Annotated in this window: 13 protein-coding genes; 10 read left to right on the plus strand and 3 right to left on the minus strand. The window is 64.0% G+C overall.

What is annotated here, in order from left to right; all coding sequences use genetic code 11:
- The first annotated feature begins 33 nt into the window (after positions 1-33).
- The 8 genes from cfa to OUZ30_RS14315 all read left to right on the plus strand — a co-directional run bounded on the left by cfa (position 34) and on the right by OUZ30_RS14315 (position 8,357).
- A complete protein-coding gene (gene cfa, locus OUZ30_RS14280; RefSeq protein ID WP_266182981.1) occupies positions 34-1,167 on the plus strand; it encodes a cyclopropane fatty acyl phospholipid synthase in 1,134 nt (377 codons plus the stop codon).
- A gap of 108 nt (positions 1,168-1,275) precedes the next feature.
- Positions 1,276-2,151, plus strand: a complete 876-nt coding sequence (locus OUZ30_RS14285; protein WP_266182983.1) for a TraB/GumN family protein — start codon at positions 1,276-1,278, stop codon at positions 2,149-2,151.
- A 172-nt stretch (positions 2,152-2,323) separates the two neighbouring features.
- Positions 2,324-4,564, plus strand: coding sequence for a DNA topoisomerase IV subunit A (gene parC / locus OUZ30_RS14290; RefSeq protein ID WP_266182985.1), 2,241 nt, complete (start codon positions 2,324-2,326; stop codon positions 4,562-4,564).
- Positions 4,565-4,665: 101 nt separating this feature from the next.
- The gene (locus tag OUZ30_RS14295; RefSeq protein ID WP_266182986.1) at positions 4,666-5,157 is read left to right on the plus strand and encodes a hypothetical protein; all 492 of its coding nucleotides are present in this window, start codon (positions 4,666-4,668) and stop codon (positions 5,155-5,157) included.
- Between the two features lie 342 nt (positions 5,158-5,499).
- Entirely contained in the window at positions 5,500-6,339 is an 840-nt protein-coding gene (locus OUZ30_RS14300; RefSeq protein WP_266182987.1) for an alpha/beta hydrolase, read from the plus strand.
- 9 nt (positions 6,340-6,348) lie between these two features.
- Positions 6,349-6,714, plus strand: coding sequence for an EamA family transporter (locus OUZ30_RS14305; protein WP_266182988.1), 366 nt, complete (start codon positions 6,349-6,351; stop codon positions 6,712-6,714).
- A 4-nt stretch (positions 6,715-6,718) separates the two neighbouring features.
- Entirely contained in the window at positions 6,719-7,150 is a 432-nt protein-coding gene (locus OUZ30_RS14310; RefSeq protein ID WP_266182989.1) for a DMT family transporter, read from the plus strand.
- A gap of 1 nt (position 7,151) precedes the next feature.
- Positions 7,152-8,357, plus strand: a complete 1,206-nt coding sequence (locus tag OUZ30_RS14315; RefSeq protein WP_266182990.1) for a DegT/DnrJ/EryC1/StrS family aminotransferase — start codon at positions 7,152-7,154, stop codon at positions 8,355-8,357.
- A gap of 4 nt (positions 8,358-8,361) precedes the next feature.
- On the opposite strand, the gene OUZ30_RS14320 is transcribed toward OUZ30_RS14315, so the two are convergent.
- The 3 genes from OUZ30_RS14320 to OUZ30_RS14330 all read right to left on the minus strand — a co-directional run bounded on the left by OUZ30_RS14320 (position 8,362) and on the right by OUZ30_RS14330 (position 11,209).
- The gene (locus OUZ30_RS14320; RefSeq protein WP_266182991.1) at positions 8,362-9,186 is read right to left on the minus strand and encodes a CPBP family intramembrane glutamic endopeptidase; all 825 of its coding nucleotides are present in this window, start codon (positions 9,184-9,186) and stop codon (positions 8,362-8,364) included.
- A 102-nt stretch (positions 9,187-9,288) separates the two neighbouring features.
- A complete protein-coding gene (locus OUZ30_RS14325; protein WP_266182992.1) occupies positions 9,289-10,164 on the minus strand; it encodes a hypothetical protein in 876 nt (291 codons plus the stop codon).
- A complete protein-coding gene (locus tag OUZ30_RS14330) occupies positions 10,151-11,209 on the minus strand; it encodes a GNAT family N-acetyltransferase (RefSeq protein WP_266182993.1) in 1,059 nt (352 codons plus the stop codon). Before OUZ30_RS14330 ends, OUZ30_RS14325 begins: the two co-directional genes overlap by 14 nt.
- Positions 11,210-11,432: 223 nt before the next feature.
- Here OUZ30_RS14330 and OUZ30_RS14335 point away from each other — a divergent pair, with 223 nt between their 5' ends.
- The gene (locus tag OUZ30_RS14335; protein WP_266151891.1) at positions 11,433-11,687 is read left to right on the plus strand and encodes an acyl carrier protein; all 255 of its coding nucleotides are present in this window, start codon (positions 11,433-11,435) and stop codon (positions 11,685-11,687) included.
- Between the two features lie 3 nt (positions 11,688-11,690).
- Entirely contained in the window at positions 11,691-12,905 is a 1,215-nt protein-coding gene (locus OUZ30_RS14340; RefSeq protein ID WP_266182994.1) for a beta-ketoacyl-[acyl-carrier-protein] synthase family protein, read from the plus strand.
- Positions 12,906-13,029 lie beyond the last annotated feature (124 nt).

Here is a 13,029-nt window from a genome sequence, read left to right on the forward strand (position 1 = left end):
AGCAATGATCGTCGCCCATCAAGCGAGGTACGCATGAGCCAGGATTCCCTGAAGCAACGTGCAGCCAGTCTGCTCGAACACGCCGGCATCCAGATTGGCGGCCCCGCACCGACCGACATGCGCGTGCATGATGACCGTCTGTATGCACGCGTCTTCGCGCACGGTTCATTGGGGCTTGGCGAAAGCTATATGGACGGCTGGTGGGACGCCGACGATTTGCCCGGCATGTTCACGCACCTGCTCCACACGCAGTTGGACATGGAGCTGAAGACGTTGGACACCTTGATCGCCCACCTCAAGGCTCGCTTCATCAATATGCAGCGCGGCGACAACGCGTTCGAGGTAGCCAAGGCGCATTACGACCTCGGCAACGATTTGTTCAGGGCCATGCTGGGCAAACGCCTGGTGTATTCGTGCGGTTATTGGGCCGAAGCAAGCAACCTTGACGACGCCCAGGTGGCCAAGCTCGACCTGATCTGCCGCAAGTTGAAGCTCAAGCCTGGCCAGCGCGTACTGGATATCGGCTGCGGCTGGGGCGAAGCGCTCAAGTACGCCGCCGAACGCTATGGCGTGCATGCCGTAGGCATCACGATTTCACAAGAGCAGGCGGAATTCGCGCGCCAGCTGTGCGCCGGACTGCCGGTGGACATTCGCCTGCAGGACTACCGGGATATCGACGAACCGTTCGATGCGATTTTCTCGATCGGCATGTTCGAGCATGTCGGCGCACTCAACTACCGCACGTATTTCGAGGTCGCCCGCCGCTGCCTGCGCCCGGACGGTCACGACGGAAGCGGACTCTTCCTGCTGCATTCCATCGGCACCAACAATTCACCCGCCAGGCCGGATCCGTGGATCGAGAAATACATCTTCCCCAACTCGATGATCCCCGCGGCGGGCCAGGTCGCCGAAGCCCTCCAGAACCTGTTCGTGGTGGAGGACTGGCACAACTTCGGTGCCGATTACGACCGCACACTGACCGCGTGGCGCGCGAATTTCGACGCGGCGTGGCCGCAACTGTCGGCGCACTACGGTGATCACTTCCGCCGCATGTGGCATTTCTATCTTTCGGTGTCTACCGCCGTATTCCGCAGTCGCCGCAATCAACTCTGGCAGATCACGCTGAGCCCTCATGGTGTACCGGGCGGATGTCGCGTGCCCCGATGACGCGGGCTTCGACGTGCTCGCCTGTTTTCTGCATGATAGCGGGGCAAAACGCGCACCTGCGTTTGTTCATTCGCCCAGATCACGCCCTCAATGGACCGGAAAATTGCCTTGAAGCTGTTTCAACACATCGGCGCAGCGCTGGTCCTCAGCTTGCTGCTTGTCGCCACTGCGACGGCAACACCGGGCCTCTGGGTGGCGAAAAATGACCACGCGACGGTCTACCTGTTTGGCACCGTGCACTTGCTGCCAACGGACACGAACTGGTCCTCGCCCCAGCTGGACCAGGCGCTGGCGGAAAGCCAACGGCTGAGTATCGAGATCGTCGATGACGACGCCGCGTCGATGCAGGCGCTGGTGATGCAACACGGCGTGGATCTCAGCCATCCGCTATCGAGCAAGCTCGACGACAGCGACCAGCGCAGCCTCGAGCAAGCCGCCGAAACCGCCAAGCTTCCCGGTGGCGCCGAAGCGTTGCAGCCCATGCGGCCATGGCTGGCCGCACTGACTCTTACCATGGCGCCGCTGATCCAGGCGGGCCTGGACCCGAATCTGGGCGTCGACAAGCTGCTCAAGGCGCGCATGCAGAAGGACGGCAAGGCGGTGGATGGACTGGAAACTGCCGAGCAGCAAATCCGCATGCTGGCAGACCTGCCCGAAGCGATGCAGCTCGACTTCCTGCGCCAGTCCTTCAAGGAAGTGGCTGAGGGTCCGGCGAAACTTCGGGAGCTGATCGACGCCTGGCGCGATGGCGATACCGCTACGATCGCGCGCATCGAGGATGAAGATATCCGCAAGGAGAGCCCCTTGCTGTACCAGCGCCTTATCGTCGAGCGTAATCGCGCCTGGGCCAAGCTCATCGCCGAACGCCTGCAACAACCTGGCGTCAGCTTCATCGCCGTGGGCGCGGGTCACCTCACCGGACCGGACAGCGTCCAAGTACAGCTGAGCAAGCTGGGGGTGGAAACCTCCGCTGTGAAGAACTGAGGGAATCTCCCTGTAGGAGCGCACCCTGTGCGCGACAAGCCTACGTAGCGGTGACGCCGTGATCGCGCACAGGGTGCGCTCCAACAACGACGCACTCGCCCCCCGCCCCTGATTTCTGGCACCATCGCCCGGTTAAGCGCGCGCCCCGCGCGCCACTCATCGACGTAACTGCATGAATCTGCAAGCCAATTACGAACAGATCCCGCTCAAGGAGTACGCCGAGCGGGCTTACCTCGATTATTCGATGTATGTGGTGCTGGACCGCGCCCTGCCCTTTGTGGGCGACGGGCTCAAGCCGGTGCAGCGGCGCATCATCTACGCCATGAGCGAGTTGAGCCTGGCCTCCACGGCCAAGCCCAAGAAATCCGCGCGCACCATCGGCGACGTCATCGGCAAGTTCCATCCGCACGGCGACAGCTCGTGCTACGAGGCGATGGTGCTGATGGCCCAGCCGTTCTCGTACCGCTATCCGCTGGTCGACGGCCAGGGCAACTTCGGCTCGCCAGACGACCCGAAGAGCTTCGCCGCGATGCGCTACACCGAGTCGCGCCTCAGCCCGATTGCCGAAGCACTATTGGGCGAACTGGGCCAGGGCACGGTGGACTGGGTGCCAAACTTCGATGGCACCATGGAAGAGCCAAGCTGGCTCCCGGCACGCGTGCCGCATGTATTGCTCAATGGCTCCATGGGCATCGCCGTGGGCATGGCCACCGACATTCCGCCGCACAACCTGCGCGAAGTGGTCAGTGCCTGCATCCGCCTGCTGGACGATCCCGACGCCACCGTGGCGGACCTGTTCGAGCACATCCAGGCCCCCGACTACCCCACCGAAGCCGAGATCATCACGCCGCGCAACGAATTGCTGGCGATGTACCAGAACGGCACCGGCTCGTTGCGGGCCCGCGCCGTGTATCACATGGACGAAAGCAACATCGTCATCACCGCGCTGCCGCATCAGGTGAGCCCGTCCAAGATCCTCGAGCAGATCGCCGCGCAAATGCGTGCGAAGAAACTGCCGATGATCGAAGACCTGCGCGACGAGTCCGATCACGAGAACCCGATCCGCCTGGTGGTGGTGCCCCGCTCCAACCGCATCGATCCCGCGGAGGTCATGCAGCACCTGTTCGCCACCACGGACATGGAAAAGAGCTTCCGCATCAACCTAAACATGATCGGCCTCGATGGCCGGCCGCAGGTGAAGGACCTCAAGCGCATCCTCGGCGAGTGGCTGAGCTTCCGCACCACCACGGTCACCCGCCGCCTCGAACATCGACTGGCCAAGGTCGAGCGTCGCCTGCACCTGTTGGAAGGCTTGCGCATCGCCTACCTCAACCTCGACGAGGTGATCCGCATCGTCCGCAGCGAGGACGAGCCCAAGCCCGTACTGATGGCGCGCTTCAAGCTCAGCGACGAGCAGACCGACTACATCCTCGAAACCAAGCTGCGCCAGCTGGCCCGCCTGGAAGAGATGAAGATCAATGCCGAAAGCGACCAGTTGGAAGAGGAACGCGCGCGCATCAATGTGCTGCTGAAATCGCCGGCCAAGCTCAAGGGCCTGATCAAGGAAGAACTGCGCGCCGATGCCGCCAAGTACGGCGACGATCGCCGCTCGCCGCTGGTGCAGCGCGACGCCGCGCAGGCACTGGATGAGAGCGCCCTGGTCGCCAGCGAGCCGGTGACCGTGGTAATCAGCCAGAAGGGCTGGATCCGCGCCGCCAAGGGTCATGACATCGACGCTGAAGGCCTGAACTACCGCGAAGGTGACAGCCTGCTCGCAGCGGTGAAGGCCCGTACGACGCAACAAGTGGCCGTGATCGACTCCACCGGCCGCAGCTATTCCACCGCCGCGCATACGCTGCCGTCGGCGCGTGGCAACGGCGAGCCGCTGACCGGCCGCTTCAGCCCGCCCTCAGGCGCAAGCTTCGATGCGCTCACCGCCGGCGACAACGACACGCGCCTGATCCTGGCCACCGACCACGGTTACGGCTTCGTCACCCGCTTCGAAGCGCTGACCGGCCGCAACAAGGCCGGCAAGCAGATCATCACCCTGAGTGACGGCGCCAAAGTACTGGCTCCGCAGATCAGCGCCGACCCGGCGCGCGATCGCATCGTGGTGGTGACTACCGAAGGCCATCTGTTGATGTTCTCGGTGGCCGAGCTGCCGGAGTTGGACAAGGGCAAGGGCAACAAGCTGATCGACGTACCCAAGGCCAAGCTCGCCTCCGGCGAAGAGCGCGTGGTAGGTGTCGCGGTGGTGACCGAGGGCAAGGGTGAGGTCACGCTGTACGCCGGCCAGCGCAAGCTGACCCTGAAATGGTCGGACCTGGTCGAGTATGGTGGCAACCGCGCTACCCGCGGGGGCGTGCTGCCACGCGGCCTGCGTCGAGTGGAGCGCATCGAAACGTCGGCATGATGCCAGCGGCGGGAACTTCCCGCCGTCTCACCGCATCGAACGGGACGTGTGCACACCGCTGGCGGTCGTGCGTTATCACCAGCACGTCTCCGGAGTTTTCCATGAAGATCATCCGAACCACCGGCCTCCTCGCCGCTTGCCTGTTGACCACGGCGGCCTGGGCGCAGAGTGCCGGGCAGCCACTGAATCTCAAGCTCCCCGCCAACGTGCCCGCAGCCAGCGCCTCCGCCGCAGCTCCCGCCGTCGCTGCCGATGCAAAATCGACGGGCAGTGCGAGTTCGACCGCGCCAGCCAACACGACGCCGGGTGCGTATGCCAAGGACCCACCAGGTACCTATTACGGCGACACGTCGGGCGCGGTGGGCGATATCCCCTCCCCGTCGGGCCGAAACGTGGTCACCTGTGACGACGCCACGTACAACCAGCCCCAGATACACGGCGCGGTCAGTACCGGCGTGGTGGCCTCCAACCATGGCAGCGGCAACTGGCAGTCGGGCGGCGTCACCATCAGCCAGGCCAGCGGCAGCTGCGAGCACCCCACTGGCGGCATGAGCATCTCGGTGGGCGGCAGCACGGGACACTACGGACACTGAGAGCCGGTTCTTGCCATGCCGGGGCCTGGCGTCGCATGCATCGCCGAAGGCCAGCGGCTGTGAGCTGAGCTAGTCGGGAGGACGTAAACCGCTAGCTCCGGTACCTCGACCAGCGCCCGTCTCAATGGGGCCTTGTCGCAAGACAAACCCTCACTCCAAGCCTCGGAGAAGCCTGAGCGGCACTTGAGGCCATCTTTCTCCTGGCTGGTGAGACCGATGTCGGCGAGGTCGAAAGTTCTTGGAAAGGGTCGGCCGGCACACTGCTGGCATGGTTTATTGCATTCATGGCTTGCGCGCTTCGCGCCTTTTCCCGTCTTTCGCCCGTTGCCCCGGAGCCCCCGAGTGATTCAGAACGTCGAGTTCCGCCTCGAGGGCGGTCGCAGCGGAGTGCTGCTTATTCATGGCCTTACCGGCACTCCCACCGAAATGCGCCTGCTCGGCAAGGGTCTCAACCGTGCCGGCTACAGCGTCTACGGCATGCAGCTGGCCGGGCATTGCGGCGATGTGCCTGATTTGCTGAAGACCGGCTGGCAGGACTGGTACGCCAGCGTCGAGGCGGCCGCCGAGAAGTACCGCCACGAAGTCGACCATCTGTTCGTCGCCGGCCTGTCGATGGGCGCCGTGCTGGCGCTGAAGCTGGCCGCTGAGCGACCGGAATGGGTCAAGGGCGTGGGCGTCTTTGGCGCCACCTTCCGCTATGACGGCTGGGCGATTCCGTGGGTCGGCAAGTTCTCGTTCCTGCTGCCGTTCCTGCACAAGTTCGGCATCGGCAAGCACCGCATGGTGCACGAGGCGGAGCCGTACGGCATTCGCGACGAGCGTCTGCGCGCGCAGATCAGCTCGGCCATGCTGGGTGGTGACAGCGCTGCGGCCGGCCTGCCCGGCAATCCGTGGCCGTCGCTGGCGGAGATGTACAACATGGCCGCAGTGGTGAAGCGCGAGCTGCCCAAGGTCACCGCGCCCTGCCTGATCGCTCATGCGACCCAGGACGATATCGCCAGCCTCGAAAATGCGTACCTCGTGCAGCGCTCGGTGTCCGGTCCGGTGGAGATGCTCTTGCTCGAAGACAGCTACCACATGATCACGGTCGATCGCGAACGCCGCCTGCTGACCGATCGCGCGGCCGAGTTCTTCCGCCAGATCGCAGCCTCCTACGAGCCAGCCGCGCGCGCAGCGGCCTAAGGAGCCAAGGTGACTCCTCTGGTCGTCACGTTGTGGCTGCTCAATGTCACCCTGGATACCGTGGGCCAGCTCGCCTTCAAGGCGGCGGCCAGCGATCCGCGGGCGGGTGATGGTTTCGCGCGCTGGCGCTACATGCTGGCACGCCCGTGGATCTGGGTCGGCATCACGTCCTACGTGGCTGAGTTCCTGGTCTGGATCGCCTTCCTGTCGCTGGTCGACCTTTCGGAAGGCGTGTTGCTGGGTTCGATCAATATCGTCGTCATCATGATCGCCGGCCGCATTCTGTTCCGCGAAAAGCTCACCCCCATGCGCGTCACCGGCATTCTTTTGGTGACCGCGGGCGTGGCCATCGTTGGCTTGGCAGGAGGGGGTTGATCGCATGAAGCGCTTTTATTTCTTTGGCTTCACCATCCTGGTGCTGTTCGACACCGTGGTGCAGCTGAGCTTCAAGTACGCCGGCAATCACGCGTTTCCGCCCGAGGCCAACTGGGCCTGGATCGTGCGCGTGTTTGGCCATCCGTGGATCTACTTCGCGGTGATCGGCTATGTGGGCAACTTCTTCACCTGGATGACCCTGCTCAAGCACGCGCCGATCGGGCCCGCCTTTGCGGTCACCCATCTGGAAGTGGTCAGTGTGATGATTTTCTCGGCGTGGCTGTTCCAGGAACCGTTGACCTGGCCGCGCGTACTCGGCGCAGCCGTGATCGTGGCCGGCATCCTCTGCCTCGCCTTCGCCGAAAGCGGCGCGCATCCAGAACACGATGCACCCACCGAGGCCAAGGGTGCGCTGGGCGTCGCCGCGGGCGACTGACATGCCACGCGAGCTGCCGCCCACCGCTGGTCTGCCGCTTCGTGTCACCGACCTGCTGCCTGGTCGTGCGCCGTTTGCCGAGCGCGTAGCCCACTGGCTAGGTGTCGAGCACCTTCAATTGGAATGCTCCGGCACCGCGGCCATGGTGGTGGCACTTCGCGCGATGCATCGCCTGCGCCCTCAGCGCGATGAGGTGGTGGTGCCGGCATGGACCTGCCCGCTGGTCGCGCTGGCCATCCATCGCGCTGGCCTCAAGCCGCGATTGTGCGACCTCGCAGCCAACCATTTCGACATGGATACCGCACAGCTCGCCAGCGTCGTGGGCGAGCAGACGCTGGCCATCGTGCCCACGCACCTGGCCGGCCGCGTGGCCGATGTGAACGCGGCACTGGACGTTGCCCATCAGACGGGGGCCTATGTACTGGAGGACGCTGCACAGGCATTAGGCGCCACGCAGGACGGGCGCAGCGTCGGCCTGCTGGGCGATGCCGGCTTCTTCAGTCTTGCCGTAGGCAAGGGGCTCACCTTGTTCGAGGGCGGTTTGCTGCTGGCGCGCGATACGGTCATGCGCGACGCCTTCGCCGCAAGTCACCGAACGACTATCCAGTCCGATGCCGGCATGGACTGGAAGCGGGCGCTGGAGTTGATCGGCTATGCAATCGCCTATCGCCCCTCCCTGCTACCGCTGGCCTATGGCCGTCCGTTGCGCAAGGCACTGGCAGAGCATGATCCCGTCGCTGCCGTCGGTGATGATTTCGGCCCCGATATTCCGCTGCACACGGTGAGCAGCTGGCGCCAGGCGGTCGGCGCGCGCGCATTGCCACGCCTGCCCGACCTTCTCGACGTCACGCGGAACCAGGCGCTAAGGCGCGTTGAGCGCGTACGCCGGATTCCCGGTATCAGTGTCTTCGACGACGCGCCTGGCCAACGCGGTGTGTGGCCGTTCCTGCTGCTCACCCTGCCCAGCGAAGCCATCCGCGATGACGCCCTGCGCACGCTGTGGACGGCCGGGCTCGGGGTCAGTCGCCTGTTTATCCACGCCCTGCCCGACTACGCCTATCTGCGCGACATCGTCCCGGATACGCCGTTACCGAATGCACGCAACTTCGCCGCGCGTTCGCTCACCATCACTAACAGCCCGTGGCTGGACGACGCCACGTTCGAAGCGATTTGCGCTGAGCTGGAACGCGCCGTGCGCGGTCGCTGACACGCTACCGACTCGTTTCTCCCTGCGCCGTGGCGTGCTCGCGCTTTTGTCCACTGGCGAGCAAGAGCAACGCCCCCACGCCAAGACTTAGGCATGGCCCCACCAGGGACATGCCATGCCCGTGAGGAATCGTCACACCCAACGCCATCATGGTGTTCCACGAAGCATGGAAAAAGATGCACAGGAGAATGCTTCGCGTGTGGCCGTAAAGCCAGCCAAGGATCAGTGCATTACCCATCACCCCGACCAGGAACAAGGCAAAGTTGCCGCCGTACTGGGCGACGCCCGGCAAGAAGAACAGGGGCAAATGCCAGAGCGCCCAGATGGGCCCGATCAACAGCGCCGCCCTACCGTGCCCTATGCTGCGTCCCCATTCCTCTTGGGCCACGCCACGCCAGCCAAGCTCCTCCAGACCGCCGCCCACCATCATCATCGGGAACAGCGACAGGAACAGATACCAGGGCCTGATTGATATGTCGGCCAGCAAGGAGGGGCGTAGCGCGGCCGCCACACCGACGGCGCCAAATGCCAGCACGATAGGCAGGCCCAGGGCCACCGGATACCAGACCAACGGGACGCGCCAGCGCAGCAGTCGTTGGTGGAACTCCCGCAGCGGCGCTTGCTGGGTTGTCCGACAAACGGCGACATAGGCGGCAATGGTAGGGCCCAAACCACCCAACACATAGAGCGTCATGTAAGGCCACTGGCCGTAGCTGGTCACCTGCGCACGCGCCAGGAGAATGAGCAAGCCCCAGGCAACCCATGTCAACGCAAAGGCGGTGACGAGAAAAATGAGCGCGCGACGACTGATCGAAAAGGTTGCTTGCATGAGATGCAACATCCTTAAGCGTCACCGGAATGAGCCGGCGCTCTTTATCTCTATCCCCCGAAGGATCCGGGGCCTGATTGCCTCAGTCGCGTGGGCGCGAGGTTACACGCTGCTTTCTGCAATCGCCGCCAGCAGGCGCGTATTGAGCGCGCGTTGCTGCGCCTGCCAGGCATCCAGTTCGCTCTGCGGAATCGGTGACTGCCCGTCCATGCCACTGAGCAGTCGCTTCCACCAGGTGGTGTATTGGTAGGCCGATACTTCGCCATTGATGTCACTGGCGATGATGCGGCCACGCAGCGCTTCGATGATGGCCATCGCGTGCTGTTCCTCCAGCCGCCCCTGGTCCCAGTTGGTGCGCGCGGTGTCGACGCTGAATGCGTCCTTGTCGATCGATAGGTAGGTCGCTTGCGGCGCCCGGTGCAACTGCTTCAGGAAGGCACAGGTGAGCGCATCCGGGTCGTCAAAGCGGTGGAAGGCGCCGGTGAGGCCCCAACGACTGGCCCAGTTCACATCCACGTCCATGCACCAATAGCTGAGCTTGCCGGCCCGCAGCGGGCGCAGATAGTTTTCCCAGGCGTGTTTGGCGCCGATGTCGCCCGACGTGATACCCACCACATGTACATGCGTCACGAAAGGCAGCATGGCGACACGACGCACCCAGGACCCGCAATGGATGCCCCAGGGAAAGCGCATATTGTCCGGGTGGTTGTCGAATACCACCAGTTGGAACGAGCCGCGCGAACGCTGACGCTGTACCAGCGGCCAGGTGAGATGGTGATAGTCACCCGAGCCCATCAACACCGTGCCGTAGTCGGCAGGCATGCGCGCATCGAGATACTGGCCCAGTCGATGGAACGTGCGCAGCGTGCAGCCGAAGCGGATCGCTTCCTGCCAGTCCGACAGCGCCAGCTCAGTCGCACCAGGGATCGGCCCCACCGAGTGGTCGAAGTCCAGAATCAGCGGTTCACGCTTGTTCATCGGCCGCCCATTGGCTATCGCTCTCGAAGAACCGTCCCAGTCGCCGCGCCAGCAGGCGCAACAGCGGATTGCGCAGGTAGATCGCGTGCCGGGTCAGGGTGAATTGTGCGCCTAGATAGGCCTTGATTTGCGGGTCGGTCCAGCCGGCCACGTAATGGGTCAGGCCCTGCTCGCGCGCCCATGCCAGGTTGTGGAACCAACTGGTGAAATACAGGTTCTGTTCGCGCGCCTGCGGATAGGCAAAACCCACGTACTTGTCGATGAGCTTGCCGTCCACGGCGAAACACAGGTTCCAGCCGATCATCTCGCCTTGATGGCGATAGACGAACACCACCCCGCCGTTGGCGGCATCACGCAGCACCGCGGCGAAGAAGGCGCGACTGAGCTTATCGAAATGGATCTCGCTCTGCGCATAGACGTTCTCGTAGAGCGCGTAGTACGCGTCCACCACGGCATCATTCGCAAACAGGGCGTCGCCGCAGCGAACCTCGTCCACGGCGACCTCGTCCCGCTTGCGCAGCTTGCGGCGAATGTCCTTGCGTCGTCCTGAGGACAGGCGAGCGAGGTAGTCGTCCTCGCTGGCGAAATCGATCGGCACATAGGCCAATGCCTGCCCTTCCAGCAGCACGAAGCCCGCCGTCTGGCAGGCCTCGGCAAAACGTCCGCACCATGCACCGCTGGCCGCGTCGAACAAGGGCGACGCCTGTGGGATGTCCTTGACGATCAACAGCCGCTGGCCACGGCCCAGCTGATCGCGCAAAGCCGCCGGCAGGCGCGAAGCATCGGCGTCGCGTGGGAACAACGCGTACTCGGACACCGTGGTACCCACGAAGGCCGTACGCCAGCGCAGCAGTCGTCCCCACCAGCCGTAGCCAGGCGCGCGCACGATCTTCTGCCGCACATCGGCATCGGCCGTCGTCAGCAGATCGAATGGCGCAACGAATGCCGGCGTGCCGGCCGCTTCCAGCACACGAAAGTCGATGGGGGGATGCTCCGCGAACCGGGCGATCAACGCGTCCGGTTCGAGCTGGTTAAGGTACTGCACACGGCTTTTCCGCTGGGTTCAGGCCCATAGCATACGGCCCCCGCTCCCTTACAGGCAGACGGGGCGCCGCATAAGGTTCGCGAAAGGCAGCCTGTGCAGGATGGACTTACCGATTTTTGAGCGTCGAGATTCTGGACATTATCCTGACGGTTCGTCAGGCTTGGGAAAGGGCATCGATCCGATGCTGCTAAACCTCGGCGCCATGGAATCCAGGAAAGTACACATGAGCACAGTTCAGCAGGACACGTTCGACATCATCGCAAAGCAGGCGAAGATCGACATCGCAACGATCACCCCGCAATCCACTTTGAAAGACCTGGGCATCGCTTCACTGGACGCCATCGAGGTGATCTTCGATATCGAAGAACACTTCAATATCAATCTCCCCAACGAAGATACCGACTTGGAAAACGGCACGGTCGGCCACCTCGTTGAAGCCATCGAGCGCCAGCTCGCACAGAAGCCGGCCAGCGAATAAGCCATGCGCCGCATCGTCATCACCGGCATGGGCGCGATTTGCGCGCTCGGCCATGACGCGCCTTCCACCTGGAAGGCGATGACCGAGGGCCGTTCCGGCATCGGCCCCATCCACCACATCAAGCCCGGTGAGCTGCGCAACGGTGGCATTGCCGCCGAGATCAGCAACTACGATCCGGCGAACTTTTTCGATGAAGCGCGCCGCGCCATGCTCGATCCCTTCAGCGAGTACGCGCTGATTGCGGCGAACGAAGCGATCCGCCAGTCCGGCATCAGCTTCGCCGGTGAAGCCGCCGCGCGGACGGCGGTGGTGATCGGCACCGGCGTCGGTGGCGAAACCACGCGTGACGGCATGTATGAGCGCCTTTACGGCGAGCACCAGGGCCGTTTCCACCCGCTGAGCATCGTGCGCTTGATGACGAACGCGGCGGCCAGCCAGGTGAGCATGGTGCATGGCATTACCGGGCCATCCTTCGTGGTGGCCACCGCCTGCGCCTCGTCGAATCATGCCTTCGCCCAAGCATCCCTGATGATCCGTGCCGGCCTGGTCGACGCCGCTATCGTCGGTGGCACGGAAGCCTGCATCACGCTGGGCACGCTGCGCGCGTGGGAAGCCATGCGCGTGCTGTCGCCCGATACCTGCCGCCCGTTCAGCGCCGGCCGCCGTGGCCTGGTGCTGGGCGAAGGCGCCGGCATGTATGTACTGGAGACGCTCGAATCGGCACAGGCGCGCGGGGCGAATATCCTGTGCGAACTGGCCGGTACGGGCATGAGCTCGGATGCAGGCGATATCGCCGCCCCCTCCGATATCGGCGCCGCCGCGGCGATAAACCTCGCGCTGCGTGATGGCGGCCTGTCGCCTGAAGACGTGGACTACATCAACGCGCACGGCACCGGCACCGTGGCCAACGACAGCACCGAGACGCGTGCCATCCATAGCGTTTTCGGCGCGCATGCACGCGAGCTGGTGGTTTCATCGACCAAACCGATGCATGGCCACGCTCTCGGCGCCGCCGGCGCATTGGAACTGATCGCCGCCGTCGGCGCTATCCGTGACGGTATCGTGCCGCCCACGCTCAATTACCTGGGTCCCGATCCGGCCTGCGACCTGGACTATGTGCCCAACGAGGCCCGTGCCATGAAGGTGAATGTGGCGATCAGCAACTCGTTCGCATTCGGCGGACTCAATGCGGTGGTGGCGATTCGGCGGGCGCCGTAGTCCGCCTCGCCCCTCTCCGCGCTCCTTCGCGGGAGAGCTCTAGCCCCTTCTCCCCGTCGGGGAGAAGGTTGGGAAGAGGGGCGGGTGCTCGCGGTCACGCTACAACCGAGCGTCATAGCCAACT

The organism is Dyella humicola (genome assembly GCF_026283945.1).
In the GTDB taxonomy this organism is placed as follows: Bacteria; Pseudomonadota; Gammaproteobacteria; order Xanthomonadales; family Rhodanobacteraceae; genus Dyella; species Dyella humicola.

Bases quoted from the DNA above. Each gene is read 5' to 3' on its own strand.
- OUZ30_RS14320 (WP_266182991.1), bottom strand. From the start codon at position 9,186: ATGCAAGCAACCTTTTCGATCAGTCGTCGCGCGCTCATTTTTCTCGTC.
- OUZ30_RS14295 (WP_266182986.1), top strand. From the start codon at position 4,666: ATGAAGATCATCCGAACCACCGGCCTCCTCGCCGCTTGCCTGTTGACC.
- OUZ30_RS14340 (WP_266182994.1), top strand. From the start codon at position 11,691: ATGCGCCGCATCGTCATCACCGGCATGGGCGCGATTTGCGCGCTCGGC.
- OUZ30_RS14315 (WP_266182990.1), top strand. From the start codon at position 7,152: ATGCCACGCGAGCTGCCGCCCACCGCTGGTCTGCCGCTTCGTGTCACC.
- OUZ30_RS14335 (WP_266151891.1), top strand. From the start codon at position 11,433: ATGAGCACAGTTCAGCAGGACACGTTCGACATCATCGCAAAGCAGGCG.
- OUZ30_RS14325 (WP_266182992.1), bottom strand. From the start codon at position 10,164: ATGAACAAGCGTGAACCGCTGATTCTGGACTTCGACCACTCGGTGGGG.
- parC (WP_266182985.1), top strand. From the start codon at position 2,324: ATGAATCTGCAAGCCAATTACGAACAGATCCCGCTCAAGGAGTACGCC.
- cfa (WP_266182981.1), top strand. From the start codon at position 34: ATGAGCCAGGATTCCCTGAAGCAACGTGCAGCCAGTCTGCTCGAACAC.
- OUZ30_RS14310 (WP_266182989.1), top strand. From the start codon at position 6,719: ATGAAGCGCTTTTATTTCTTTGGCTTCACCATCCTGGTGCTGTTCGAC.